21 protein-coding genes and 3 pseudogenes are annotated in these 22,164 nt (G+C 70.5%); 14 read left to right on the top strand and 10 right to left on the bottom strand.

The genetic code is table 11. The features are described from left to right. Positions 1 to 99: 99 nt before the first annotated feature. Both CKY47_RS29680 and CKY47_RS29675 read left to right on the top strand, forming a co-directional pair. Positions 100 to 330: a hypothetical protein gene (locus CKY47_RS29680; RefSeq protein ID WP_306749620.1), complete on the top strand. Its 231-nt coding sequence runs from the start codon at positions 100 to 102 to the stop codon at positions 328 to 330. 235 nt (positions 331 to 565) lie between these two features. After that, positions 566 to 694: a hypothetical protein gene (locus CKY47_RS29675; protein WP_306749619.1), complete on the top strand. Its 129-nt coding sequence runs from the start codon at positions 566 to 568 to the stop codon at positions 692 to 694. Positions 695 to 807: 113 nt separating this feature from the next. Here the strand turns inward: CKY47_RS29675 and CKY47_RS29670 are convergent, their stop codons facing one another. Next, on the bottom strand, positions 808 to 1,770 hold the full coding sequence (locus CKY47_RS29670; RefSeq protein ID WP_306749618.1) for an integrase core domain-containing protein: 963 nt from the start codon (positions 1,768 to 1,770) through the stop codon (positions 808 to 810). 80 nt (positions 1,771 to 1,850) lie between these two features. Between CKY47_RS29670 and CKY47_RS29665 the strand changes: the two are divergent. The 3 genes and pseudogenes from CKY47_RS29665 to CKY47_RS29655 all read left to right on the top strand — a co-directional run. Further along, positions 1,851 to 2,021, top strand: a pseudogene (locus CKY47_RS29665) (sigma factor-like helix-turn-helix DNA-binding protein); the annotation flags it as partial. 3 nt (positions 2,022 to 2,024) lie between these two features. Continuing rightward, positions 2,025 to 2,312 (top strand): hypothetical protein, encoded by a 288-nt coding sequence (locus CKY47_RS29660; RefSeq protein ID WP_306749617.1) that lies wholly within the window; start codon positions 2,025 to 2,027, stop codon positions 2,310 to 2,312. Between the two features lie 507 nt (positions 2,313 to 2,819). Then, the gene (locus CKY47_RS29655; protein WP_306749616.1) at positions 2,820 to 3,047 is read left to right on the top strand and encodes a hypothetical protein; all 228 of its coding nucleotides are present in this window, start codon (positions 2,820 to 2,822) and stop codon (positions 3,045 to 3,047) included. Between the two features lie 170 nt (positions 3,048 to 3,217). Here CKY47_RS29655 and CKY47_RS29650 read toward each other — a convergent pair whose 3' ends face one another. The 4 genes from CKY47_RS29650 to CKY47_RS29635 are packed head-to-tail and all read right to left on the bottom strand — an operon-like array spanning position 3,218 to position 6,619. Beyond that, complete coding sequence (locus tag CKY47_RS29650; RefSeq protein ID WP_306749615.1) at positions 3,218 to 4,417, bottom strand: ABC transporter permease; 1,200 nt, start codon at positions 4,415 to 4,417, stop codon at positions 3,218 to 3,220. Next, positions 4,414 to 5,100 carry an ABC transporter ATP-binding protein gene (locus CKY47_RS29645; protein WP_306749614.1) on the bottom strand — a complete coding sequence of 229 codons (687 nt, stop codon included), beginning with the start codon at positions 5,098 to 5,100 and terminating at the stop codon, positions 4,414 to 4,416. Before CKY47_RS29645 ends, CKY47_RS29650 begins: the two co-directional genes overlap by 4 nt. After that, positions 5,097 to 6,131 carry a peptidoglycan-binding protein gene (locus tag CKY47_RS29640; protein ID WP_306749613.1) on the bottom strand — a complete coding sequence of 345 codons (1,035 nt, stop codon included), beginning with the start codon at positions 6,129 to 6,131 and terminating at the stop codon, positions 5,097 to 5,099. Before CKY47_RS29640 ends, CKY47_RS29645 begins: the two co-directional genes overlap by 4 nt. Beyond that, positions 6,128 to 6,619 carry a hypothetical protein gene (locus CKY47_RS29635; RefSeq protein WP_306749612.1) on the bottom strand — a complete coding sequence of 164 codons (492 nt, stop codon included), beginning with the start codon at positions 6,617 to 6,619 and terminating at the stop codon, positions 6,128 to 6,130. Before CKY47_RS29635 ends, CKY47_RS29640 begins: the two co-directional genes overlap by 4 nt. A 1,343-nt stretch (positions 6,620 to 7,962) precedes the next feature. Between CKY47_RS29635 and CKY47_RS29630 the strand changes: the two genes are divergently transcribed. Further along, the gene (locus CKY47_RS29630) at positions 7,963 to 8,406 is read left to right on the top strand and encodes a hypothetical protein (RefSeq protein ID WP_306749611.1); all 444 of its coding nucleotides are present in this window, start codon (positions 7,963 to 7,965) and stop codon (positions 8,404 to 8,406) included. Between the two features lie 288 nt (positions 8,407 to 8,694). On the opposite strand, the gene CKY47_RS29625 is transcribed toward CKY47_RS29630, so the two are convergent. The 3 genes from CKY47_RS29625 to CKY47_RS29615 all read right to left on the bottom strand — a co-directional run bounded on the left by CKY47_RS29625 (position 8,695) and on the right by CKY47_RS29615 (position 12,227). Beyond that, on the bottom strand, positions 8,695 to 9,795 hold the full coding sequence (locus tag CKY47_RS29625) for a sensor histidine kinase (protein WP_306749610.1): 1,101 nt from the start codon (positions 9,793 to 9,795) through the stop codon (positions 8,695 to 8,697). Positions 9,796 to 9,806: 11 nt separating this feature from the next. Then, positions 9,807 to 10,460 carry a response regulator transcription factor gene (locus CKY47_RS29620; RefSeq protein WP_306749609.1) on the bottom strand — a complete coding sequence of 218 codons (654 nt, stop codon included), beginning with the start codon at positions 10,458 to 10,460 and terminating at the stop codon, positions 9,807 to 9,809. A 99-nt stretch (positions 10,461 to 10,559) separates the two neighbouring features. Next, a complete protein-coding gene (locus CKY47_RS29615; protein WP_306749608.1) occupies positions 10,560 to 12,227 on the bottom strand; it encodes an alpha/beta hydrolase in 1,668 nt (555 codons plus the stop codon). 677 nt (positions 12,228 to 12,904) lie between these two features. Between CKY47_RS29615 and CKY47_RS29610 the strand changes: the two are divergent. The 4 genes and pseudogenes from CKY47_RS29610 to CKY47_RS29595 form a co-directional block, all read left to right on the top strand. After that, a pseudogene (locus CKY47_RS29610) lies at positions 12,905 to 13,468 on the top strand (N-acetylmuramoyl-L-alanine amidase); the annotation flags it as partial. Between the two features lie 75 nt (positions 13,469 to 13,543). Then, positions 13,544 to 13,915 (top strand): annotated as a pseudogene (locus CKY47_RS29605) (transposase family protein); the annotation flags it as partial. A gap of 262 nt (positions 13,916 to 14,177) precedes the next feature. Beyond that, the gene (locus tag CKY47_RS29600; protein ID WP_306749607.1) at positions 14,178 to 15,755 is read left to right on the top strand and encodes a hypothetical protein; all 1,578 of its coding nucleotides are present in this window, start codon (positions 14,178 to 14,180) and stop codon (positions 15,753 to 15,755) included. After that, positions 15,733 to 16,251 (top strand): hypothetical protein, encoded by a 519-nt coding sequence (locus tag CKY47_RS29595; protein WP_306749606.1) that lies wholly within the window; start codon positions 15,733 to 15,735, stop codon positions 16,249 to 16,251. The genes CKY47_RS29600 and CKY47_RS29595 overlap by 23 nt, the downstream gene beginning before the upstream one ends. 275 nt (positions 16,252 to 16,526) lie before the next feature. Here the strand turns inward: CKY47_RS29595 and CKY47_RS29590 are convergent, their stop codons facing one another. Next, positions 16,527 to 16,976 (bottom strand): transposase, encoded by a 450-nt coding sequence (locus CKY47_RS29590; RefSeq protein ID WP_306749605.1) that lies wholly within the window; start codon positions 16,974 to 16,976, stop codon positions 16,527 to 16,529. Between the two features lie 164 nt (positions 16,977 to 17,140). After that, positions 17,141 to 17,296 carry a hypothetical protein gene (locus CKY47_RS29585; protein ID WP_306749604.1) on the bottom strand — a complete coding sequence of 52 codons (156 nt, stop codon included), beginning with the start codon at positions 17,294 to 17,296 and terminating at the stop codon, positions 17,141 to 17,143. 214 nt (positions 17,297 to 17,510) lie between these two features. Here CKY47_RS29585 and CKY47_RS29580 point away from each other — a divergent pair, with 214 nt between their 5' ends. The 4 genes from CKY47_RS29580 (at position 17,511) to CKY47_RS29565 (ending at position 22,060) form a co-directional block, all read left to right on the top strand. Beyond that, positions 17,511 to 18,515: a TIGR02679 domain-containing protein gene (locus tag CKY47_RS29580; protein WP_306749603.1), complete on the top strand. Its 1,005-nt coding sequence runs from the start codon at positions 17,511 to 17,513 to the stop codon at positions 18,513 to 18,515. A gap of 747 nt (positions 18,516 to 19,262) precedes the next feature. After that, positions 19,263 to 19,391, top strand: coding sequence for a hypothetical protein (locus CKY47_RS29575; protein WP_306749602.1), 129 nt, complete (start codon positions 19,263 to 19,265; stop codon positions 19,389 to 19,391). Positions 19,392 to 19,987: 596 nt separating this feature from the next. Then, positions 19,988 to 21,415 carry a pentapeptide repeat-containing protein gene (locus CKY47_RS29570; RefSeq protein WP_306749601.1) on the top strand — a complete coding sequence of 476 codons (1,428 nt, stop codon included), beginning with the start codon at positions 19,988 to 19,990 and terminating at the stop codon, positions 21,413 to 21,415. 324 nt (positions 21,416 to 21,739) lie between these two features. Beyond that, a complete protein-coding gene (locus tag CKY47_RS29565) occupies positions 21,740 to 22,060 on the top strand; it encodes a hypothetical protein (RefSeq protein WP_306749600.1) in 321 nt (106 codons plus the stop codon). The last annotated feature ends 104 nt before the right edge of the window (positions 22,061 to 22,164 follow it).

The following is a 22,164-nucleotide window of genomic DNA, read 5'->3' as shown; positions in this document are numbered from 1 at the left end:
GCCGTTCCGGTGGGTAGACTTGACCGCTTCAACGAGCTCACAGTGAGCAGGGTGTGGCAGCCGAAGGGGCGTTAAGGCATGGGCGACTTGCATAGGGAAATGGACGTGGTGGTGCTTGAGAATTTGCCGTGGGGTGTTCGCGTGCATATCGATGGCGGCGGGGAAGGGATGATCGACAAGACGAAGACTTCCTCGTGGAATGCTGGTTCGGATGCCGGGCCGGAGGTTGGCGAGGTGCTTCGTGTCGTCGTCCTAGACGACGGCCGGCTGCCCTGGCGGTTGAGCGCCTTGACGAAAGACATCGAGTTGGCGCGTAAATTGCGGAGATGATATTCAGTCGAAAGTGATCACCTTCCGGTGGGTTGATCACTCGTGATCGAAGTCGAGGGTGTGCGCCGGTTGTCGCCTGCGGAGCATGGGGTTGTGCTTGCCGAAAATATCGTCCGTGCAGGTCAGGTGGCGTGGTGATACTCGTTGAGGATGCCGCCCAGTCGTTGCCTGTACCGCTCGAGAAGTCATCGTCGCTGGTAGAAGCGAGGCTTCAGTGTGTTGAGAGCATGTCCGGGTGATCGTGTCGCTGCTGTACAAGCTGACCCGGAAGCTGCTGACCATCCCGTCAGCGGTGCTGCGTAGCGAGACTGCCAAGGACGCCGAAATACTCGTGTGGGTTCCAAAAGTCAGCCATGTGGCCTGACCTGCGGTTAAGCTGCTGTGGGTTCGTACTTGTTGATGAGGCCGCCGAGGACTGGTCGGCGGCGTATCGACGTATAGCCCGGCTTTGCGGTCGGGTGGTCTGGTCGTGGTGGGTCAGGCCCATAGGGCTTGGTGGGGTCGGCGGTGGTTGTAGTGGGCCGCGTAGCGCTGCAGCACTGTTCTCAGGTGGTGTTCGTTGATGATGAGCAGGCGGTCGGTGGCTTCGCGTCTGATGGTGCCGACGAACCGTTCGGCGTGGGCGTTGGCTCGTGGACACCGTGGTGGGATCTTCACGACCTGGATGCCGGCGCCGGTGAGGACGGCGTCGAATGAGGTGGTGAACTGGCCGGCCCGGTCCCGGATGAGGAACCGGAAGTCGTCGGCCCGATCGGCCAGGTCCATCAGGTTGCGGGCCTGCTGGGTAGTCCAAGGACCATCGGGGTTGGTGGTGGTGCCGAGGATGTGGACGTAGCGGGTGGCGATGTCCATCACGAAGAACACGTACACGCGCTTGAGGGTGACGGCGCAGTCGACGTGGAAGAAGTCGCAGGCCAACAGGCTCGCGGCCTGGGCGCGCAGGAACTGTCGCCAGGAGGTGTCGGTGTCGCGCTGGGGCGCGGGTGGTATCCGCAGGCGCGTGAGCACGCGGCGGACCGTTGAAGCGCCTACCCGGTGGCCGGGCTTGAGCAGCTCGCCTTGGATCCGGCGGTGGCCCCAGCCGGTGTTCTCCCGGGCCATCCGCTTGATCAACGCCACGACGGTGTCGTCGGTCGGCGGGCGGCCGGTGCGGTTCGGGTAGGTCCACTTCTTCGCGATCAGGCGCCGGTGCCATCGCAGGACGGTGCCCGGTGTCACCCAACGGTGCTCGTACAGCATCTGGGGGAGTCGGCGCACCAGCGCGGCGAGTACGGCGCGATCGGCCCGCTCCAGCCGCGGGCGGGGGTTGGTGCGGCGCAGTACGGTGACTTCGTGCCGCAGCACCAGCGGCTGCACGTCTTTGGCCGCCGATGACCGGCCGAGCAGGACCAGCCAGCCGACGAGCCGGACGAAGGGCAGGTACAGCAGTCGTAGCGCCATGCCCCGCGATCATGCTCCTACGGCTCATGGTGCGCGATCGCCGCAGCTCAGCGCTCAGGTACAGAGTTCTGGAACCTCACAAGCTCCTGCAGGTCCTGCCGGACAGGCAGCGGGAGATCCTGGTGCTGCGCGTCGTGGTCGGTCTGACGGCCGAGGAGACCGCGGAGGCGGTGGGATCGACCCCTGGGGCGGTCAGGGTGGCCCAACACCGTGCGCTGGCCCGGCTCCGCAAGGCACTGGGCGAGGGCTGAACCGTGTCGATCACCAGCGGAACCGCCACCGCAGCCGTGCTCCCGCCCCTGGCCACGTCCATGTACCTGGCCGGAATGCCCTGGTACGCCCGCGTCCTGCTCGGCCTGTGCGCGCTGGGAACCCACGTCCTGCGGCAGTACTGGCTGTTCCGGCTCGGCGTAGTCGGAGCCGATGAAGCGTGGCGGCCGGGAGTCGGTGCAGCAGTGCCGCGAGGATGCCTGGTCGACGGGGGAGAGCCGTGGGCGGGCTTCTCCGAGTTGGCGTTCCAGGACGGTGATCTGGTGCCGTAGCGCCAGGATCTCCGTGTCTTTGTCCCGGTCGCTCAGGGGCGGCAGCCGCAGCAGAGCGAAGGCGTTGGTCACGCCGAGGTCGGCCAGTCGGAGCAGCACAGCCGGTCATCATGCCCGTCAGTTGACGAGACTGTGGATCACCAGCACTCTATGGGCTATCCGAGCCTGTTGGCCTGCTCACGCTTCTCACCTGCATGGATGAGGTTATCGGCATACACAGGCCGGACGTGCCGTCGACGGGCCGGCGCGCGCTGAGGACCACGCGGCGGCTGGGCCGCGCGAGTCCGCGCGCCGCAGTCCTGCGCGGGATGTCGCACCGGTCCCCAGCGTCTGCGGGGCACCTGCCGCTCGTACGCCGCCTGCCCGTCTGATGGCGCCGGATGAAGGGGGCCCGGTGGACGTCCGGCACGTGGAGTTCGCAGGCGACCTGTTCCTGCGCCTCGCCGCGGACGGCCGGCTCGTGCTGGAGCCGTCCGAGGCCGACAGGGCCATCGCCGGGCTGAGCACATGCTCGACGTGGTCGCCGACCGCCTGCGCGTGGTCGACCTGCTGCACGGCACGTCCCTGGACGGCCTCCGCCGCGCGCACCCGGAGGTCGAGCGCGCCGTCGTGGACGCGGTGTTCTCGGAACAGGTCACCGACGGGCGCCTGAGGCGGACGGTGGAGGAGCTGCCCAGGTACATCGAGGCGCTCGAAAGGGCCAAGAGGCCAGTGCCATCGCGGGCGGACCGGTAGGACCACGGCCGCGCGTCCTCGTCACCGGGAAGCACGGCTGAGCGCCGCCCGCACCGGTGTCCCACACCGGCCCTGGTCGGCCTGGTGGAGCCGCGACGGCCACGTGGACGTGCCCGGCGACCGCGGTCGCCGGGCACGCGGTGCCCACCAGGTTCACCCCGGCGGTCGCATCAGACGGCGTTCAGCGCCTCGGTGGGCGACAGCCGGGCGGCGCGGGCGGCGGGGAACCAGCCGGCGACGGAGCCGATCAGGACCGACGAGCCGACGCCCACCGCCACCGCCACCGCCGGGACGGTGATCGGCCAGCCGCTGTGCAGGGCCCACCCGGCGGCGGTGGCCAGGCCGAGCAGGATGCCGGTGAGGCCGCCGAGGACGGACAACAGCACCGCCTCGGTGAGGAACTGGGTCCTGATCTGCCTCCTGCCGGCACCCAGGGCCCTGCGGAGGCCGATCTCGGCTCGGCGCTCGACCACGGACACCACCATCGTGTTGGCCACGCCGATGCCGCCGACCACCAGCGCGACCGCGCCCAGCCCCAGGTAGGCGGTGGCGAAGGTGGTCTGCGCGGCCATCTTCGCCTGCAGGGCGTCTGACGGGCGGCTGACCTCGACCTCGTTGGGGTTCTGCGGGTTGACCGTGCCCGGCAGCAGTTCGGCGATCCGCTGCACGGCGTCGTCGTCGGAGCGCTCGTAGACGGTGGTGGGGTGGCCGTCGAAGCCGAGCAGCGCTTCGGCGGCCTCCCAGCCGATCAGGGCGGCCCGGTCCAGTTCGGGCGCCAGCTCCACGCGGGCCAGGACGCCGAGGACGGTGAACCAGCGGCCGCCCAGCCACACCTGCGTGCCGGGAGCGTCCACGCCCAGGTGCTCGGCCGCCGCCGCGCCCAGGACCACGCTCGGGTACCGGCCGGTGGCGGTGTTGAGCCACGTGCCGGTGCGCACCTGCGCGCCCACCACGTCCGGCAGGTCCGGTTGCGCCGCCAGCACCTGGATGGCGCCGGTGGACCGCGGGTCGGTCAGGTCGGTGCGGTGCACGGTGGCGCCGCGCACCGCACCCGTTCCGCCGGCCCGGTGCACGCCGGGCACCCTGGCGACCATCGCGACGACCTCGCGGGGCAACCGGCTCGTCTCGCCGGTGAACGTCTTGCCCGCGTTCACGCGGAGCAGGTTCGTGCCCAGGGCGTCGAGCTTCGCGGCCAGTTCCGCCTGTCCGGCCGCGCCGATGCCGAGCAGGGCCACCAGCGCGGCCACGCCGATCGCGATGCCCAGGGCCGACAGCGCGGCCCTGCCCGGTCGGCTGGCCACGCCCACCAGGCCCACCCGGACCAGCTGGGGGAACCGGACGCGGGCCGGGTGGGGGAGCGGGGCGCTCACCGCGACGCCAACGCGCTGTCGTGGCGGACCCGGCCGTCGAGCAGTTCGACCCGGCGCGGCAGCGAGGCGGCGATGCCGGGGTCGTGGGTGATCACGACGATCGTGGTGCCCTCGTCGTTGAGCTGCCGGAGCAGGTCGAGCACGCCCGCGCCGGTGGCCGAGTCCAGCGCGCCGGTCGGTTCATCGGCCAGTACGACCGCCGGGCCGGAGACCAGCGCGCGGGCGATGGCGACCCGCTGCTTCTCCCCGCCGGAGAGCTGTGCGGGCCGGTGCGCGGTGCGGTGGCCGAGACCGACCCGTTCCAGCGCCTCGTTCGACCGCCGCATCTGCTCGGCGTGGCTCACGCCGTGGTACAGCAGGCCGGTGGCGACGTTCTGGGCCGCGGTGAGGTGCGCGGTCAGCAGGAACTGCTGGAAAACGAACCCGACCCGCTTCGCCCGAACGGCCGAGAGCTGCCGGTCGTCGAGCCGCGCCACGTCGTGGCCGAGCAGCCGCACCACGCCCTCGGTCGGCCGGTCGAGGGTGCCCATGAGCTGGAGCATCGTGGACTTGCCCGAGCCCGACGGGCCGACCACCGCCAGCAGCTCACCCGCGTGCACGCGCAGCGACACGTCCCGCAGCGCGTGCACACCCCCGGGATGGGTCCGGCTGACGCCGTCCAGTTCGATCACCGGCGGGGTCACGACGCGGCCACCCGGACCTCCGCGCCCTCGGCCACGCCGGTGACCTCGACCCGCCCGTTCCCGAACAGGCCCAGCTCCACCGGGGTGAGGTCCACTCCGCCCGGGCGCACGACCTCGACGCCGTAGCCGCCGCCGGGCAGCGCCAGCAGCGCGTTGACCGGGACGGTGATGACGCCCTCGCGCCGTTCGGTGGTGAAGTGCACGGTGGCCGGAGCGCCGTCCAGACCGCCCGCCGCCGCCGGGTCGACCAGGGTGACCAGCACGTCGATCACCGCCGTGCCGTCGTCGCGGTTCCTCGCGACCGTCCCCACCGAGGCGACCGCGCCCTTCGTCCGGGCGCCCCCGGGCAGCCGGACCTCGACCTCCGCGCCCTGGCGGGCGATGGCCTGCTTGGCGACCGGCATCTCCACCGTCACCAGCCGTCCGGTGCCGCTGGCCCGCAGCACCGGGCCACCCGCGCCCGCGCCGAGCACCGAGGTCACCTCGGTGACCCGGATCTCGCCGGGCAGCACCACCACGTCGCCCACGTCGAGCGCGCCGGTGCGCTCCAGTCCCTTCACCCGCTGCCACTCGCGCAGCGCCGCCGCCGTGGCCCAGGTGAACGCGTCGTCGGGCGTGCCGGAGAACAGGCCCAGGTCCTTGAGGTTCTGCTCGACCAGCGTCACGTCCGAGCCCTTGCCCACACCGGCCCCGACCCGTCGCCACAGCGGCTTGTCGCCGCGCCACAGCGGGACGGGCCGGTCGTCCACCGCGAACACCCGCTCGTCGTGCCGCACGACCGAGCCCGGCGCGGGCAGCCAGGTGAAGACCCCGCCGGCCCTCGCGGTCACCTGGTAGGAGCCCGCGTAGCCGAGCGTGCCGCCGACCTGCTCCTGCTGCACCAGGTCCCCCCGGTCCGCGGTGGCCGTCCCGCCGGGTGGGTCCGGCACGACCTCCGCGACCCGCTCCTGCCCGGTGACCGCGACCGCGGTCACCCCACCCGCGCCGGCGACCAGCACTGCCGCCGCGATCACCACCGGGAGCCGCTTCACCGGCCGCCTTCCGCAGGTGCGGCGGGAACGGAACCGGCCTTGCCGCATGCCGTCAGGGCGTCCTGGAGCGTCTTGTCGTCCACGCCGCCCTCGTCGATCGCCATGCCCTTCCCTGCCTGGGGGTCGGGCACGTCCACGCCGTGTTCGCGCATGCACCGCGCGAACTCCAGCCGTTCCTCCATGACCTTCGGGTCGTTCGGGTCGAAGCGGGTGGAGGACTGGAACTCCTTGCACGCCTCCTGGGCCTTGGTGAACGCGGTCGGGTCGTCGTCCTTGCCCATGGCCGTCACGCCGCCCCGGACGGACCCGTCCTCCCCGAACGTCGGGTCGGGCATGTCGACACCGTTGTCGCGCATGCATTGCGCGTACTTCAGCGCCTTGGTCTTCTTGTCGGTCGCGGCGTCCCCGCCGGTGCCTCCGCTCGTGTCGCCGCAGCCGACCACCAGTGCGGCGAACAGCAGCGCCAGTGCTCCCAGGCGTGTACCCACGTCGTTCCTCCTCGGTTCGCGGATCCGTCGGGAGCAGGTCTACCGAGGGGGGTGTTTCCAGGCGGTTTCCGCCGCAGCGCCCGATGCCGCCGGGACCGCGGCGGAAGTGCTGCTCGCGGTGCCGGTACGGACGCGCGCGGTGCGACGTACCTCACTTCGCCGTGTGCGTCCGCAGGGACGAGGACGACGGCAGGCCGGCGGGCAGGAGCGCGAACCACGGCCCACCACCGGCATGAGGTCCGACCGGTCCGACCTCCGGTGGCACGGCGTGGACGGCACGTTCGTCGGCTCCGGGGTGGAGATCGCCAGGTACATGGCGGCCGAGCCCGGCGTCTCCGAGGACGGCACCACCCCGGGAGTAAGCCCACCCGCAGACCGCCAGGACGTGATCGTCGGTGGTGTGGTGGGCCTGGTGGCCGCCGATCACCCGATCACCGACGAGGCCGTCCTCACCGGATCGGGTTCCCGCCGGGATGACCTGGCCGACCGTCGTTCCGGTCCGCCCGCGATGTCCTTGAGCGTGGTGAGGCGAACCGTCCGCCGGCCCGGCACCCGACCGGCTCCGGGAGCGTGCCGGAGGGGCGGGCGGGGTGCTGTCGTCCCGGACGAGCACCGTCCACAGCGGACCACCTGCCGCCGAACAGGCGGAAGGCGGCGGGTGACACTTCGGTCCGGGTGCCACGTGGACGGGTCGGCGGCCGGACTTGTGGGCAAAGGTGGCGGCACGGGTGGGCAGACGCCTCGCCCGTCACCGCGTCACGCCACCGATCGCGTGGTCTGCTTGGCGCAGGACACCCGGGAGGCGGTAGACATGGTCCTTCGCCCACAGCATGCCGGTACGGCGTCGACGGTGTCGGACTCGGCTCCGCTCCGGCAGACCCAGTGCGCCGCCTGGTACCGCACCCGCCTGGGCCGGCCGGTCGAGGTCGTGGACGGAGATGTGTGGCTGTCCCTTACCGCGGGGCTCACCGCGTTCGAAGTACCCGCACACCTGGTGCCCCGGGTTCTCGAACGGATGAGGTCGATCGGGACCGGCGGCCCCGCCCCGCGCACCGGCCACGAGCGCGTGGCGTTCCTGTGCGATGCCGACGACCTGGTGCTCGCCCAGTCCGACATGCCGGTGGAGGTCGCCCAGCTGCGGGCTTCGGCACGACTGGTGTTGCCGCGGCCCGGCGACGCGGGCGCCTGGGTCGTTTGCCCGACCTGCACCGCAGAGTGCTGCCCTCGGCGGGGGCGGTGCTCCACGCGATCACCCACGTGACCGCCGCAGCGGCGCGTGAGGTGTCACGACGAGCACCGGTCCGCGTGAGCCGCTCCCGGCCCGTGCGCCGCCTGCCCACCCGATGCCCCTCGACGAAGGGGAGGCGTTTTCCCTCTGGCAGGAAGACTTCGCCGGCGATCTGTTCCTGCGTCCCGCCGTCGACGGCAGGCTCGTGCTGGAACAGGAGGAAGCCGACCGGATCATCGCGGACCTGAAGCGCACCCTCGACGTGGTCGCCGACCGCCAGCGCATGATCGACCTGCTGCGGGACGTGTCCTTGGACAAGCTCCGCCACCTCCACCCCGGACTCGAGAGCATCGTCGCGGACGCGGTGTTCGAGGAACAGGTCACCGAGGGACACCTGCGGCGGACGCTGCACGAACTGCCCAAGTACATCGAAGCGCTCGAAATGGCCAAGCGACCCGTGCGAGCCGAACAGTCCCCGGACGGGCAGGTCCCACCGGAGACATCCGGAGGCCGCTCCCGGGTCGAGCCCGACGGTCCCGCGGACACGGCTGCGACGTGATCGCTCCGGAAGCCGTCCGACGGGGAACGCGACTCGCTGATCCGATTCGGTCACCGACCACCGCAGAAGCCCGCCCTGAGGTCGGCACGGGGAGGTCGGCGTCCCGTTCAGGCACTCTTGCGGGGGATCGCCGAAGTGCCGTTCGTGGCGCGCGCTCGCTGCGCGACATCGCGAACCCGACACCACCGCTCGCCCGGTGCTCACCCGGGTCGATGCGGAACAGCCCGTCCCGAAGCCGTTGAGCGACATCCTCCCGATCCCCGACAGGTCACACCCGTCACACCCCGGTCACGAGCCGGTCGGTAGCACGACCTCGATCCGCAGGCCACCGCCGGGGCGGGGCGTGGCGGTGACCACGCCGTCGTGCGCCCGCGCGATCGAGTCCACGATGGACAGGCCCAGGCCCAGGCCCGCGCCGGTGCCGGTGGTGTGAAACGGTTCGAACAGCCGGGGGAGTTGGTCCTCGGGGAGGTGGCGGCCGGTGTTGGCCACGCCGAGTCGGCCGTGCCCGTCGGTGCGCACCCAGGCGGTGCCGCCGGGCGCGTTGTGGCGAATGGCGTTGACCACCAGGTTGGCGGTGAGCTGGACGAGCAGGACGCGATCGCCCAGTACGGCGGCGTCCACTGCCTCGACGTCGAGTTCGACCCGGTGTTCCGCGGCGAGGTCGCGGTGCTGGTCGACGACCTCGGTGACGACCTCGCGCAGGTTCACCGGTTCCCGGTGCTCCAGGCCGCGGTCGCTGCGGGCCAGGAGCAGCAGGCCGTCGATGATGCGCTCGATGCGGCGGTTGGTGGTCAGCAGGTGGTCCCGGGTCCTGACCACGTCGGGGTCCGGGTTGTCGTCGAGGCCGATCTGGAGCGCCGCGCGCTGCAGTGCGAGCGGGGTGCGCAGTTCGTGGGAGGCGTGGGCGACGAAGCGGCGCTGGCTCTGGAAAGCGGATTCGAGGCGGTCGAGCATTCCGTCGATGGTGTCGGCGAGCTCGATCAGCTCGTCGCGCGGTCCGTCGAGGGAGAGCCGTTCGTGCAAGGTGCCGGCCGAAAGCTGCCGGGCGGTGGCGGTGATGGTGTGCAGCGGGCGGAGCACGCGGGCGGACAGCCACCAGCCGCCCAGCAGCGACAGCGCGGCAACGCCGAGCAGGCACAGGGCCGAGACGACGATCAGCGTGTCGAGGGCGGTCGTGCGGGCCACCTCGACGACCTGATCGCTGTCGCGCGAGTAGACCTGGATCTCCCCCGTCGGCAAGGCGGGTGTGCCCCGGACCGCTTGTGCCAACTGCGGTTCGAGCTGCCGGTCCATGGCCAGGTACACGGCGGTGAGCAGGAGGGCGCCGCTGACCAGGATGAGACCGCCGTAGAGCAGGGTGAGCTTGACCCGGATGGTGACTCGCACGTCGTCGTCCCTCAGAGGCGGTAGCCGGCGCCGGGCACGGTCTCGATCACCGGTGGGTCGCCCAGCTTGGCACGCAGCTTGGACATCGCGACGCGCACCGCGTTGGTGAACGGGTCGGCGTGCTCGTCCCAGGCGAGTTCGAGCAGCCGCTCCGGGCTGAGCACGGCTCCCTGCGCGCGTAGTAGCACGGCCAGCACGGTGAACTCCTTGGGCGAGAGGTCCACGGGTCGGCCGTCGCGGGTGACGGTCCGGTCGGCGACGTCGAGCCGCACGCCCCTGCGTTCCAGGACCGGCGGCAGCGCAGGTTGGCTGCGTCGGCACAGCGCGTGGACCCGCGCCACCAGTTCCGGGTACTCGAAGGGCTTGACCAGGTAGTCGTCCGCGCCCAGTTGCAGACCGTCCACCCGGTCCTCCAGCGAACCGGCGGCGGTGAGCATCAGGACCTTCGTGCGGCCGCCCCGCGCGACCAGGGCGGCGCACACCTCGTCGCCGTGCCTGCCCGGCAGGTCGCGGTCGAGCACGAGGACGTCGTAGTCGTGGTAGGTCAGCCGTTCGTCGGCGGCCAACCCGTCGTGCACCACGTCCACCACCAACCCGTGCTTGCGCAGACCCATCGCCACCAGGTCTGCCAACTCCACCTCGTCCTCGGCCAGCAGCACGCGCATCGGTCCAGGATAGGAAATGGGGTGTTTCCACCGCATTTCCGCCGCCGCGAGCCGACGCCGCCCGCTCTCCGGTGCGATCCGGGGAGCGGGCGGTGTCCGTCAGTGCCGCAGCGGCCCGTAAGCGTCGAGCACCGAGCGGATGCGGTCCGCCAGGGGCTCGGCGACGGGGGTGCGCGGGGCCGCGGCGGTGGCGTCGCCGTCGGCCGGGACGTCGGGCCTGGGTTGGCCCGCGCACGTCGTTCCCCTCGCCGGCACGGTGCCGCGGACGAGGTAGGCGTCGACCAACTCCGTCACGCACGCGTTGCGGCCGTACAGGCCGTGACCGCCTTCATCGGTCACGGTGACCAGGCGGTCGTCCAGCTCCCCGGCCATCACCACCCCGCCCTCGTACGGCGTGATCGGATCCGCCTCGGCCTGCACCACGAGGCCACGCGGGTAACCGCGGCGCTTGAGGTCGACCAGCTTCTCCGGTGGGGTGAACGACCGGAACGTGCAGTTGCTCGGAGCCGCGGCCATCGCGCCCGCCGTGTACGGGTACTTCTCGCGGAAGATCCGCATCTGCTCGTAGTAGGCGTTCAGGTCGGTCGGCCAGTCGGCCTCACAGGTGACCGCCTGGTAGCTCCCCGGCCGGAGGACGGTCTCCGAGTGATCGACCAGCAGCGCCAGCGCCTCGGCGGCCTCTGGTGTCACGGGCGCGCCGTCGGCCAGCGAATCGAGCAGCCGCACCAGCTCCGCCGTCTCGGTCCACAGCGGGCGGTAGGTGGCGCTGGTGCCGATGACGATGTCGAAGACGGTGCCGTCGATGGGCTCGATACCCGGCGGGTCGTCCGGCAGGTGGACCGGGTTCGCCTGGAGTCGACCGCGCAGGGCGTCGAACCGCCGCAGGACCTCCTCCGGGGTCTTTCCGAGCCCGAAGGTCCCGTCACGCTCGGCGGCCCAGGCCGCCAACGCCTCGACGTTGCGGGTCGCGCCGACGGCCTGCTGCTTGGTCGCCTCGTAATAGAGCCAGCCGGGGTGCATCGAGGAGTCCAGCACGCTGCGGTCCAGCCGGTGCGGGAACAGGCTGCCGTAGACCGCCCCGAGGTAGGTGCCGTAGGAGAACCCCAGGTAATTGATCTTCCGCTCGCCCAGTGCCGCCCGCAGCAGGTCCATGTCCCGGGCGGTGTTCGCCGTGCTGATGTGCTTGCGCACCTCCCCGCCGGCCGCCGCGCACCCCCGCTCCAGCCTGCGGGCGTCCTCGGTGATGGCGGCGAACAACTCGTCCGGTGGGCGGCTGTCCTCCGTGACGGTGGTCGGCGTGTCGCACGACAACTCGCCGGAGTACACGACACCCCGCGGCGAGAAGCCGATCAGGTCGTAGACGTCCGCGATCCCCTGGTCCTCGAACGCCTTGGGCATCGTCACGCCCTCCTGGCCGGGCCCGCCGGGGTTGAGCAGCAGCACCCCCCGGCGCTCGGCGGGCTTCGACGCCTTGCGGCGCGTCACCGTGATCTCCATCGTCCCGCTGCGAGGACTGCGGTAGTCCACCGGCACGGTGATCTTGCCGCAGTCGATCCCCGTGAACAGCGCGTCCCACTGCTCCTGCGTGTAGTAGGGCGGCGGCGCCAGGTCGCACGCCTGCCACCGCACGTGCCGGTGGCCGATTCCCGCTGTCCCCGCGTCCTCTTCCGCCGTCGCGGTGACGGGCGTGATGACCGCCCCGACCGCCACCACCGTCGCCGCCACCACCGTCGCCGCCACCACCTGCATCGAACCTCGTCGTCCCAACGTCAACACCTCTCGTGTTCAGCCGATCACCGACCGCGCGGACGTTAGGGACGAGGGTGTTTCCACGGCATAACCGCGTACCGAACGCAGTGCGGGCGCGTGCGACATCCCCGCGGGACGCGCCGTGCCGTAGCGCCACCGCCGTTTCCCGGTGGTTTCCGCGTGTTCCGGAGTCGTATTCGGTGCCCGACAGGGCCGCGTTCCGACGGTCCTGGGCGATCGGCGTTGATCCGAGGACGTGCGGCCGTGTAATCCAGGAGCGGTCCGTCCACGGGGGACGGACCAGTGGCGGGGCTGGATCGCCCCCGCGCAACGGGAAGCAGTGGAGGAACGAATTGACTTCGATCCCACGCCGTTCGGTGTGAAAGGGAGCGCTCGGCGCGGCGGCGGTGACCCTGGCGGCAGGACCGGCGATCACGGCCGCGCAGCCGGGGACGGTCCTGCCGGAAACCCTCGACCGCACGAGGTCGCTCGCCTACGGCCGCCACCGCGCCGCCACCGGCGCGGTGGCACCCACCCACCTGAGCGTCAGTTCGGCGAATAGCAGGTTCCGGGCGCGCACCGCGTCGGGGTGGGGGGAGTGGCGCTCGATCGCGAGCTGCCCCAGCGGCCGCAGCGAGGCGTCGAGGACCGCGTTCGTCCGCGTTCCGGAGGGCGCGCTGGAGTACGAACTCGACATGACCGAGTGCGGGTCGGTCTCGGAGCTCAACACCACCGCGGGGCGTGCCCTGGGCGAACCGGCGCCCTGGTCCGCAGGGACGTGGCTGTGCGGTCGGCGGTTCCACGGGACCTACCTGTCGCGGGCCGCGTGGGGCGCGAACGAGCCACTGCGCTTCGCCGAGGACGGCTCCGGACGCTACCCGCTTGCCTACTTCCCGGTGCAGACGCTGACCGTGCACCACACGGCGCTCCAGGTCGGCCCGGACCCGGCCGCCGATGTGCGGGCGATCTACCACGACCACACCATCACCCAGGAGTTCGGAGACATCGGCTACCACCTGCTGATCGACCCGGCCGGTCGGGTGTACGAAGGGCGGCACTCGGGCGTCGACGGCGTCCCGGTGTTCGGTCCCGACCTGTCGAACGGCGTGCCGCAGATGTCCAACGCCGCCCACGTCGGCGGGTTCGACGCGGGCAACGTCGGCGTGTGCCTGCTCGGCGACCTCACTTCCGGCGAGCCGACCCGGGCCGCCGGTGACGCCCTGGTCAAGGTGTTGGCGCTGCTGTCGCTGGCCTGCGGCCTGAACCCGCTGGGGCGGACCGACTACGTCAACCAGGTCAACGGTGCCACGGCGACCGTGGACAGCATCTCCGGCCAAGTCCTCGCCGATCCCGCCGGGCGACTGCTGTGGACCTCGCCCGAGCTGCCCGGTTCGGTCCACGATCCGACCGCGGCCCGCACCCACGGCATCGTCGACGCTCTTACCATGGCCGACATCGCCTGCTGGGCCGATAAGGCCTACCGAGGCGCGGGCGGTCCGATCCGAGTGCCCCATCGCGGCAGGTGGCACAACCTCCCGCCCCGTCAGCAGGCGGTCAACCGCTCCCACGCCCGCATCCGCGCACTCGGCGAACGAGCCGTCCCCATCCTGGAAGCCTGGCGACTACTGCGCAGACTCCGCTGCTCCACAACCCGCATCACCGACCTGACCCGAGCCGTCCTCACACTCCACCTCAACACCGGATGAAGTCGGAAAGGCCGCACTCCCTCCCGCATCGATCGCGGGGGACTGTAAACGAGCGGCTCTGGCCCGTAGTCGGTGGTGACGCTGGGCATCCTCCTGTCCTGACAAGTACCGGAGTGGCCATCGACTACGGTTCAGAGCCGCCCGTTCGACAGACCCTCGGCAGCCCGAACCGGACGTGGAGCGCGCCGACCACTTGACCGCGAAGGCTGGAACCGTCCGCAATTCTGCGTATGCGGTGCGGTGGGTCCGGGGTTCGGTGGGCGTGATCGAGTACCGCCTCCTGGTGGACAGCGGTGTTAACGGGCGGGGGGACGAGGTGGGGCACATCGTTCAGGGCGGCGTGGTGTCGGGGGCGGGGGCGTTGTTCCAGGCCGGGCAGGACATCACCGTGCAAGGTGATCTGGTGGTGCACGGCGTCGCGCCAGAGCGCGGACAGCCTCCGGTCGGACGGCTGCTCACCGAGGTGACCGACCCGTTCGGCCTGGAGGTGCACCGGCCGAGGGGCGATGAGCGGCACGACCCGCTGGAGGGCGCGTTCGTCACCGATCCGTTGCTCTACTCGCGGAGGTCCCGGCTGCCGGAGTTGCCGGTGCTGCCGTCCTACGTGCCACGCCCGCACGACGTCGCCCTGCGCGAGGCGCGGGACGAGGCGGTGGCCGGCCACCACCGGGTGATCACGCTGGTCGGCGCGTCCTCGACCGGCAAGACGCGGGCGTGTTGGGAGGCGGTGCGCGGCCTGCCACCCGGTTGGCGGCTGTGGCATCCGATCAACCCCGACCGCGCCGAGGCGTGCCTGGCGGGACTGCCCTTCGTCGCGCCGCGGACGGTGATCTGGCTCAACGACGCCCAGCACTACCTGTCGGGGCCGGTCGGCGAACGGGCCGCGGCCGGCCTCCGGGAACTGCTGGGCGACACCGGACGCGGTCCGGTCCTCGTCCTGGCCACGACGTGGCCCGAGCACTTCACCATGCTCACCGCCGACCCGGGCGGGCACGCCCGCGTCCTGCTCGAAGGCACGGCGATCGAGGTCCCCGCGAAGTTCAGCGTGCAGACGTACGAGACGGCCTGGACGATCGCCGCCCGGGACCACCGCCTGGGCACCGCGCTGCGCCGCGCCGAAGACGGCCAGGTGGTCCAGTACCTCGCCGGAGCGCCTGCGATTCTGGAGCGCTACCGGTACGCGCCGCCCGCTGCCCAGGCGCTCGTGCACGCGGCGGTGGACGTCATCGCCCGCTGCGGCGGCCGTGATCTTTCGGCGGCCCTGCTGACCGAGTTGGGAGCGCAGTACCTGGCCGGCCGATCGGAGCTTCGAAGAGGGGATTGGTTCTCTTCCGCGGTGGAGTACCTCACCGAGCCTTGCCGTGGCGTACCCGGTCCGTTCGAGGTGGTGAACGACCCGTCCGGACAGACCTGCTACCGCCTGGCGGACTACCTGGTCCAGGAGTTGACCTGGCGCAGGTGGAACGTCTCATGCAACGCGGAGTTCTGGAACAGCCTGCTCGCCCATGCGACTCCCGCCCAGTTGCCGCTGCTCGCCGTGCAGGCTGAGGCCAGGCATTTGTACCGCTGCGCCTACCGCGCTCACCGGAAGGCGGGGGGACCTGTTCGCGGCCGTATCGCTGCTCTACCGCTGCGGTCGCGCGGCGGAAGCGCTCGTCCTGTTGCGCGGCATGGCGTCTGCGGGGCACGCCGATGCCGTGCGCAACGCGGCAGCACTGCGTCGCTATGTGCGACGGATGCGGAAGGTGGTGCGGAAAGGTCGACGGTGTACTGGCCCGCGAGCCGGGGCCGACGCCTTCGAAGCGGGGGGAGTGCTGGTGAGATCCGGCCGGCACCGTGAGTTGCTGATCTTGGCGGACGAACTCATCGCGGCGGGCAAGGTGTCGCTGGCTTATAACGCCCTGATCCACCACAGCATAGAGGCGGGCTGCGCGGAGATCATCGCGGACCAGTTGGTTGACGCAGGGCTTCCCGGCGTCAGACAGTTCGAAGAGGACTCCTCCGGCCGGTTGTGGTACAGGGAGATGATGCGCGAAGTCAACTGCCGGCTGATCCGGGTGTTGAAGGGTCGCCTGAAGGACCAGAAGCCCTTCAGCCTCCTGGAAGCGGTCCTGCTGGCGAACCAGGCCGGAGACCGGGAAGCCGAGATCGAATTCGCGCTCCGCGCGGTCGAGGCGGATCTGCCGTTGCCCGACGAACAAGCGGTCGCACGCCCGCTCTTCTCCCAAGCCTTGGGGATCCTCCACCACAACGGCAAGTCCGACGACGCGTTCCGGCTGGCCCGGTACGGTCTCGCGCCGGGCGCGACCATCGCCGAACCCTGGCCGGCAGAGTGACCGGGTACCGCTCGCCGCACTGAAATCGGCTCAACTCGGTGCGTGGCGTGCGGTAGCGTCCGTTTCGACTCAAGACCGGCTTCGCCACCGACTCGCCCATCCGCACCTGGATCCATTATCGGGCCAAGGTCGCGTGAAGCAGCACCAGCCATGCCGCTACAGATCTTGAAAGCTGGCATCACGGGGGTTCCGGCTCGAAGTCCAGCCCGGTGTGGACGAAGAAGGCGCTGATCGGTCGGGTCGGTACTGCATCCGCTTGAGCCGGTTCTTCACGATCACGACCCGGTGGTCGATGCCGTGGACGAGGAGATTTCCATGCTGCGCTTGAGGTGTGACCAGACGTGTTCGGTCGGGTTGAACTCGGGGACGTAAGGCGGTAATCGGATGACGTTGTGTTTGCCGAGAATGGGGTTGGCCGTGGTGCCGAGGATGTGGACGTGGCGGGTGGCGACCTCCATCACGAAGAAGACGTAGATCCGTTTGGGGGTGGTGGCGCAGTCGACGTGGAAGAAGTCGCAGGCCGACATGCCCGTGGCCTGCGCGCGCAGGAATTGTCGCCAGGAGGTGTCGGTGTCGCGCCGGGGCGCGGGTGGGACTCGCAGGTGCTCGAGCACGCGGCGCACGGTCGAGGCGGCCACCCGGTGGCCGAGCTTGAGCAGCTCACCCTGAATGCGTCGGTAGCCCCACGCGGCGTTCTCCCGGACCATCCGCTCGATCAACGCCACCACGGTGTCGTCGACCGGTGGGCGCCGGGTCCGGTTCGGGTAGGTCCACTTGTCACGCCCAGGCGTCGGTGCCATCGCAGGAGGGTGCCCGGTGTCACCAACCGGTGCTCGCGCAGCGGTCGAGTGAGTCGGCGAACCAGCGCGGCGAGCACAGTTCGATCGGCCTACTCCAACCGCGGGCGGGGGTTGGTCCGGCGCAGCACGGCAACTTCATGGCGCGATACCGGCAACTCCACGTCCTTGGCTGCGGAGGACCGGCCGAGCAGGACCAGCCAGTCACCGGGTCGGACGAGGATCGGGTACAGCAGTCGTAACGCCACACCTCACGATCATGCCCTGGAGGTCCAGCGTGTGCGATCGTCGCAGCTCAGCATCCCAGTGCAGAGTTCTGACACCCCCACAGGCCGCAGACCGGTGAAGGGTGCGTGCGGTCCACTCCGACCGGGACGCTGAGATCACCTGTACCCGATCGTGATCCCCGATCCGTCCAGACGACCCATCATCGAGTTACGTGACAACCTCTAGGCTCGGACGGTGCACTGGGACCGACCTGAACTCGCCGAGCTGTGGCGGCTGGCCCGCGAGACCCTGGAGGGTGGCGGCCGGTCCGCGTTCGGCATTCGCGTCGAGGACGAGAAGACCGCCGCGGCGCTCACCGAACTGTTGCGCAAGCCGGTCGCGCACCCGGCCCGCCGCCAGATCTCCCTGGCGCGTCTGGACGAGCACGTCCGTGCGCACGGCAGCACGCTGACCGAGGTACTGGAAGCGTTGCACGGCAGGCCGATCGGCATGTCCACGGCCGAGGAGGCCTCGACAGCCGACGCCGTGCTGAAGTTCGCACTGCGTCAGCACAACCTGCTGCACGAACCGTGGGCCGCACCGTGGATCGCGCACGTGCGCCGGTACGGCAAGATCCCGCAACCGGCGTTGCCGATGCTCGCCAACCAGGCGGCCTGGGTACTCGGCAAGCTCGGTCCGACGACGACCCGGTACGCCCTGGCCGGCAACGACCTCGACGACGGACGCCCGCTCGCCCGCATCGTGGGCAAGGCGCTCGAACTCATGGGCACGACCTGGGAGCAGGCTGGAATCTTCAAGGACGCCTACAGCGACCCGGTGCTGACCTCCCAGGGCTACCTGACGCTGAACGACACCCTCGAGGCCCCGGAGATCACCGTTGTCCGCAGCCCACGCCTGCTCGAATCCGGCGTGCCCGGCCCGTTGATGGTGCTCCCGAACGGCCTCACCGCGCAGGCCAAGCACCACCTCGTCGGCAAGGCGGTCCGCTGCCACAACGACTTCACACCGGACGGCGTCCGCGCGACCAACGACATCCTCGCCTGGACCGGCGGCACGGCGTGGCGCATGTCGGCGAACGACTACCGCGAGGCCGTCACCACCCTGATCGCCCGCGGCGTCGAACTGCCGACGTTGAACAACGGCCCCGCGGAGGCCACCTGGGATCCCGACCTGGCCAAGACCATGACCACCACGGGCCTGGTGGTCACCGAGGAGCACGTGCTGCCGTCACTGCTCTGACGGCGAACCGCCTCACGTCCCGCCACCTGTACCCCCTGGATGATCCACGCACGATCCTCCGCAGGTCAGCGAGATCCGGCGTCCTTCGCGGCCTCGCCGCGCAGCAGCGCCGGAGGGAGTGGACAGCAGCTGAACCACCCCCGCGTGCGCGGGACGAGGCTTCGCGACCAGCGGGTTTACGAACCAGAACAGTGTTTCTCATTCGGTCCGCATCGGTCCACCATCTGCTGTTCGCCTCGCATGTATCCACGATCCCACATGTCGAAGGCAGACCTGTCCGCGTATCGTCATGGCAGCCGAGGACTGCTTGCTCTCAGGTGTCGGCGACAATCGCACCGCTTATGCCCAGGGCTCGGGCGAGTGCGTAGGTGAGGTGCCACGCCAGGTCCCCAATGGCGTGCGTTCACCTGGTATTTCGCTCGATCAAGTCCACGGGGATGCCTCCGGCAACCGAGGGCTGGAGCCTGCCCGACCCGGGCGGGCAGGAGAAGTCGTGGACATTGGTCCGGCCTGGACGTCCGACCCGGTGACCCGGCAACAAGTAGTCGACAGACAACGACGGGCCCGGCGCGGCTGCTCAGAGCAGGCGCAGGGCCTGCGGGTCGAGCGAGCGCTGCCTCGTGGAAGCGCACGAGGTGGTGCCTCGGAACCGGTGCGATGCCGACCGGGTGACGTGGTTGCCCGTCGAGGTCAGCGCACTGACGTTCTGCTGCGCATCGAGGAGCAGCAATGGAAGGGGTACCGGTCATGACCGACGAGCGCGCCGGCGATCGGGGCCCTGGCCTCGCTGTGACTGTGGTGCTGCTGGTGCGGGCCCGCGCCCGTCGCGCTGCGCTGCGCCGCAAGCGCGAGCCGGCCGACGCCGACTTGCGGTGAACGCGCCGGGGACCTCCCGTACTGGCACCTGCAGTGGACCGGGACCGCCGTCCGCCTCATCGGGGCGACCGGCCTGCCCACCGTCGTCCACCCGGTCGCTCGCCGCCGCGCCTGAACCAGGGGGTTCGAGGAAGGCCAGTGCGTGGAGGCGTGTGGCGAGCGCGGTGTCGAGGTGGCGGAAGTCCGCTGCGGTGATGCTCCGGACCTGGACGGCGGGAAACTCCCGCCCAGGCCGACCGGCGCGGCGGGGGTGCCGGGTCGATGCCCGCGGTGTGCAGGATCTGCCGGACCGTCGAGGCGGCGATGCGGTGGCGAGCCGCAGCACGAGCAGCTCGGTGTCCTCGACCGCCTCGCCGCGCAGCACGGGGGACGGACGGCGACTTCCGGGTGATCTTGCACAGAAGGGACAAGATCACCCGGACATTGCCTCCAGCGGCGTCTGCGCTGCTCTGCCGGCGACGATGACTCTCCAACGGCACAGGCGACGGACCTGTCGCACAGTTCGGTCACTCCCCAGGCGCTCCCGGACGCCGACCAGTTCGCTGACATCAACGGATCACCGTCGCACCCGGCACGATCGACGCCATGATGGTGCGGTGACCGATCCTTCCACTCCGGCGTCAGTCGTTCCGCTCCCTGCTGGTCAGTCGAAGCAGGTCGTGACCCCCTTATCGGGCAAGGCGGTCTTCGCCGCGGCGGTGGGGACAGTGCTCGTCGTGGTCGTGGCTGTCACCGCTTTGTGGCTGACCCTCGCCGTAGGCGGTGTCGATCCGGCACGGGTGACCGCGCGGTTGGAGGTGTTGCGGATCGGGCTGAGCCTCGGTCTGGGTGGCGGCGGGCTGTTCGCGCTCTACCTGGCGTGGAGACGGCAGCGGTCCACGGAGATCGCGCTGCTCCAGAAGGAACGCGACCAAGCAGACGTCGCCCGCGCTCATGCCCTCCAGGAGCGCGTCGCCGCGGAGAACCGTGCGCACCAGGAACGGGTTGCCGTCGCCACCGAAGCCGACGCGGCCGCCCGCCGCATCACCGAACTGTTCACCAAGGCGGTTGAGCATCTCGGGGCCGGTGAGGCCCCGGTCCGCTTGGGAGGGCTCTACGCGCTGGAGCGGCTGGCTCAGGACAATCCCGAGCAGCGGCAGAGCATCGTCAACGTCGTGTGCGCCTACCTGCGGATGCCGGTCGACCTGCCGCAGGAGCCGGCCGACGACCCCGACGCGCACCGCCGGCGGCTGCGTGAGCGCGAGGTCCGGCTCACCGCTCAACGCGTCCTGACCGGTCACCTGCGCCCAGGCGACGATCCCGGCCACCACACCGCGGGGTTCTGGCCCGACCTGGAGCTCGACCTGACCGGCGCGGTGCTGCTCGACGCCGACTTCAGCGGCTGCCACGTGCGTGCCCTGCGGCTGCCCGGCGTGACGTTCCTCGGCGACGTCCGATTCACGGGGGCGACCTTCACCGAGGACGTCGCCTTCGACCAGACCGCCTTCACCGGCGACGTCAGGTTCGACCACGCCACCTTTGCCGGTCGCGCTTCGTTCCGCGACATGGCCTTCACCGGAAACGCCGACTTCACCGGGGCGAAGTTCGCGCGGGGCGCACGGTTCGAGGGTGCCTCCTTCGCTGCCGAAGCCGGATTTCGCGGGGTGAGGTTCACCCGCACCGCATGGTTCACCAAGACCGCGTTCGCCCGTGGTGCCGAGTTCGGCTCGGTCCGCTTTGCCGCCGACGCCGAGTTCCGGGGCGCGGTCTTCGCCGGCAACACCAGGTTCGTCGACACCGCCTTCCTCGGCAGCGCCCACTTCCACGGCGCCGCGTTCCGCCGGGACGTCAGCTTCCGGGAGGCCGTCTTCACCCGCAGCGCTAACTTTCACGGGGTGGGCTTCGGCGGCAACGCCGGGCTGCGCGACGCGGCGTTCCGCAAGGACGCCGAGTTCCGCGGCGCCGTCTTCACCCAGGCTCCCCGGATCACCGCCGACCAGTTCTCCGGCGGTGTGCCACCGGAACTGGTGGAGCGCCGGAAGTAGACGTCGGTTCCGCGAACCGCAACGCGATCCGTGGAAGCGAACGGAAGGTGTCGGACCCGTTCGACGGCCTTGAACCGCATTCAATGCCCCTCAAGGGCGTGTTCGTACCGCGCACCAGCAACTCCACGTCCTTGGCCGCCGGTGGCCGGCCGAGCAGAACCAAACAGCCGACGAGCCGGACGAAGACCAGGTACGACAGTCGTAGCACCATGCCTCACGATCATGCTCCTACAGCTCGTGGTGCACGATCACCGCAGCTCAGCGCCTCAGCGCCTCAGCGCAGAGTTCTGAAACCCCACAGGCGGCTCTGCGGCACCGAGCTTGGTGACGGTCCAGCGGGCGATCCGCCGCGACTTGACCCGCGGTGACCGCGCGGGGCTGGCCACTGGTGAGCGGGACCGGCGGAGGTTCGACGTGTTCGGGCAGCGCCTGCCGTCGTTTCGTAACGCGGCCTGGGAAGCCGACCACATCGAGGCTTCGGTGGAGGTCGACGTCGACGGCAGGGTGGTGAAGCCGTGGGTGACGTGGTTCGTCGACGCCGCGCACAATGAGATCTGTGGTACCGCCGTGACGCCGGGGATGCCCCTGACGAGGGTGTACCGGTCCAATCGAGAACCCGACGGCACCCTTGATCCTCACGACTGATCGGGGACTACTTGCTGTGGACCCAGTGTGGATCCTGATGTGCAACCCAAGGTGCGTGAGCGGTGACACTGCGGACGTATGGTCGCGCGCACCAGTGATACGCG

Origin of the sequence: Saccharothrix longispora (assembly GCF_030852425.1) — a bacterium.
GTDB classification, from domain to species: Bacteria; Actinomycetota; Actinomycetes; order Mycobacteriales; family Pseudonocardiaceae; genus Actinosynnema; species Actinosynnema longispora.
Note: the sequence above shows the minus strand (reverse complement) of the source record. Positions and strands in the feature narration are given on the sequence as shown.

What these genes read in the sequence shown, in the direction of transcription:
- CKY47_RS29680 (WP_306749620.1), top strand. Translation starts at nt 100, where the DNA reads ATGGACGTGGTGGTGCTTGAGAATTTGCCGTGGGGTGTTCGCGTGCAT.
- CKY47_RS29670 (WP_306749618.1), bottom strand. Translation starts at nt 1,770, where the DNA reads ATGGCGCTACGACTGCTGTACCTGCCCTTCGTCCGGCTCGTCGGCTGG.
- CKY47_RS29655 (WP_306749616.1), top strand. Translation starts at nt 2,820, where the DNA reads ATGCTCGACGTGGTCGCCGACCGCCTGCGCGTGGTCGACCTGCTGCAC.
- CKY47_RS29630 (WP_306749611.1), top strand. Translation starts at nt 7,963, where the DNA reads ATGCCCCTCGACGAAGGGGAGGCGTTTTCCCTCTGGCAGGAAGACTTC.
- CKY47_RS29620 (WP_306749609.1), bottom strand. Translation starts at nt 10,460, where the DNA reads ATGCGCGTGCTGCTGGCCGAGGACGAGGTGGAGTTGGCAGACCTGGTG.
- CKY47_RS29575 (WP_306749602.1), top strand. Translation starts at nt 19,263, where the DNA reads ATGACCGACGAGCGCGCCGGCGATCGGGGCCCTGGCCTCGCTGTGACT.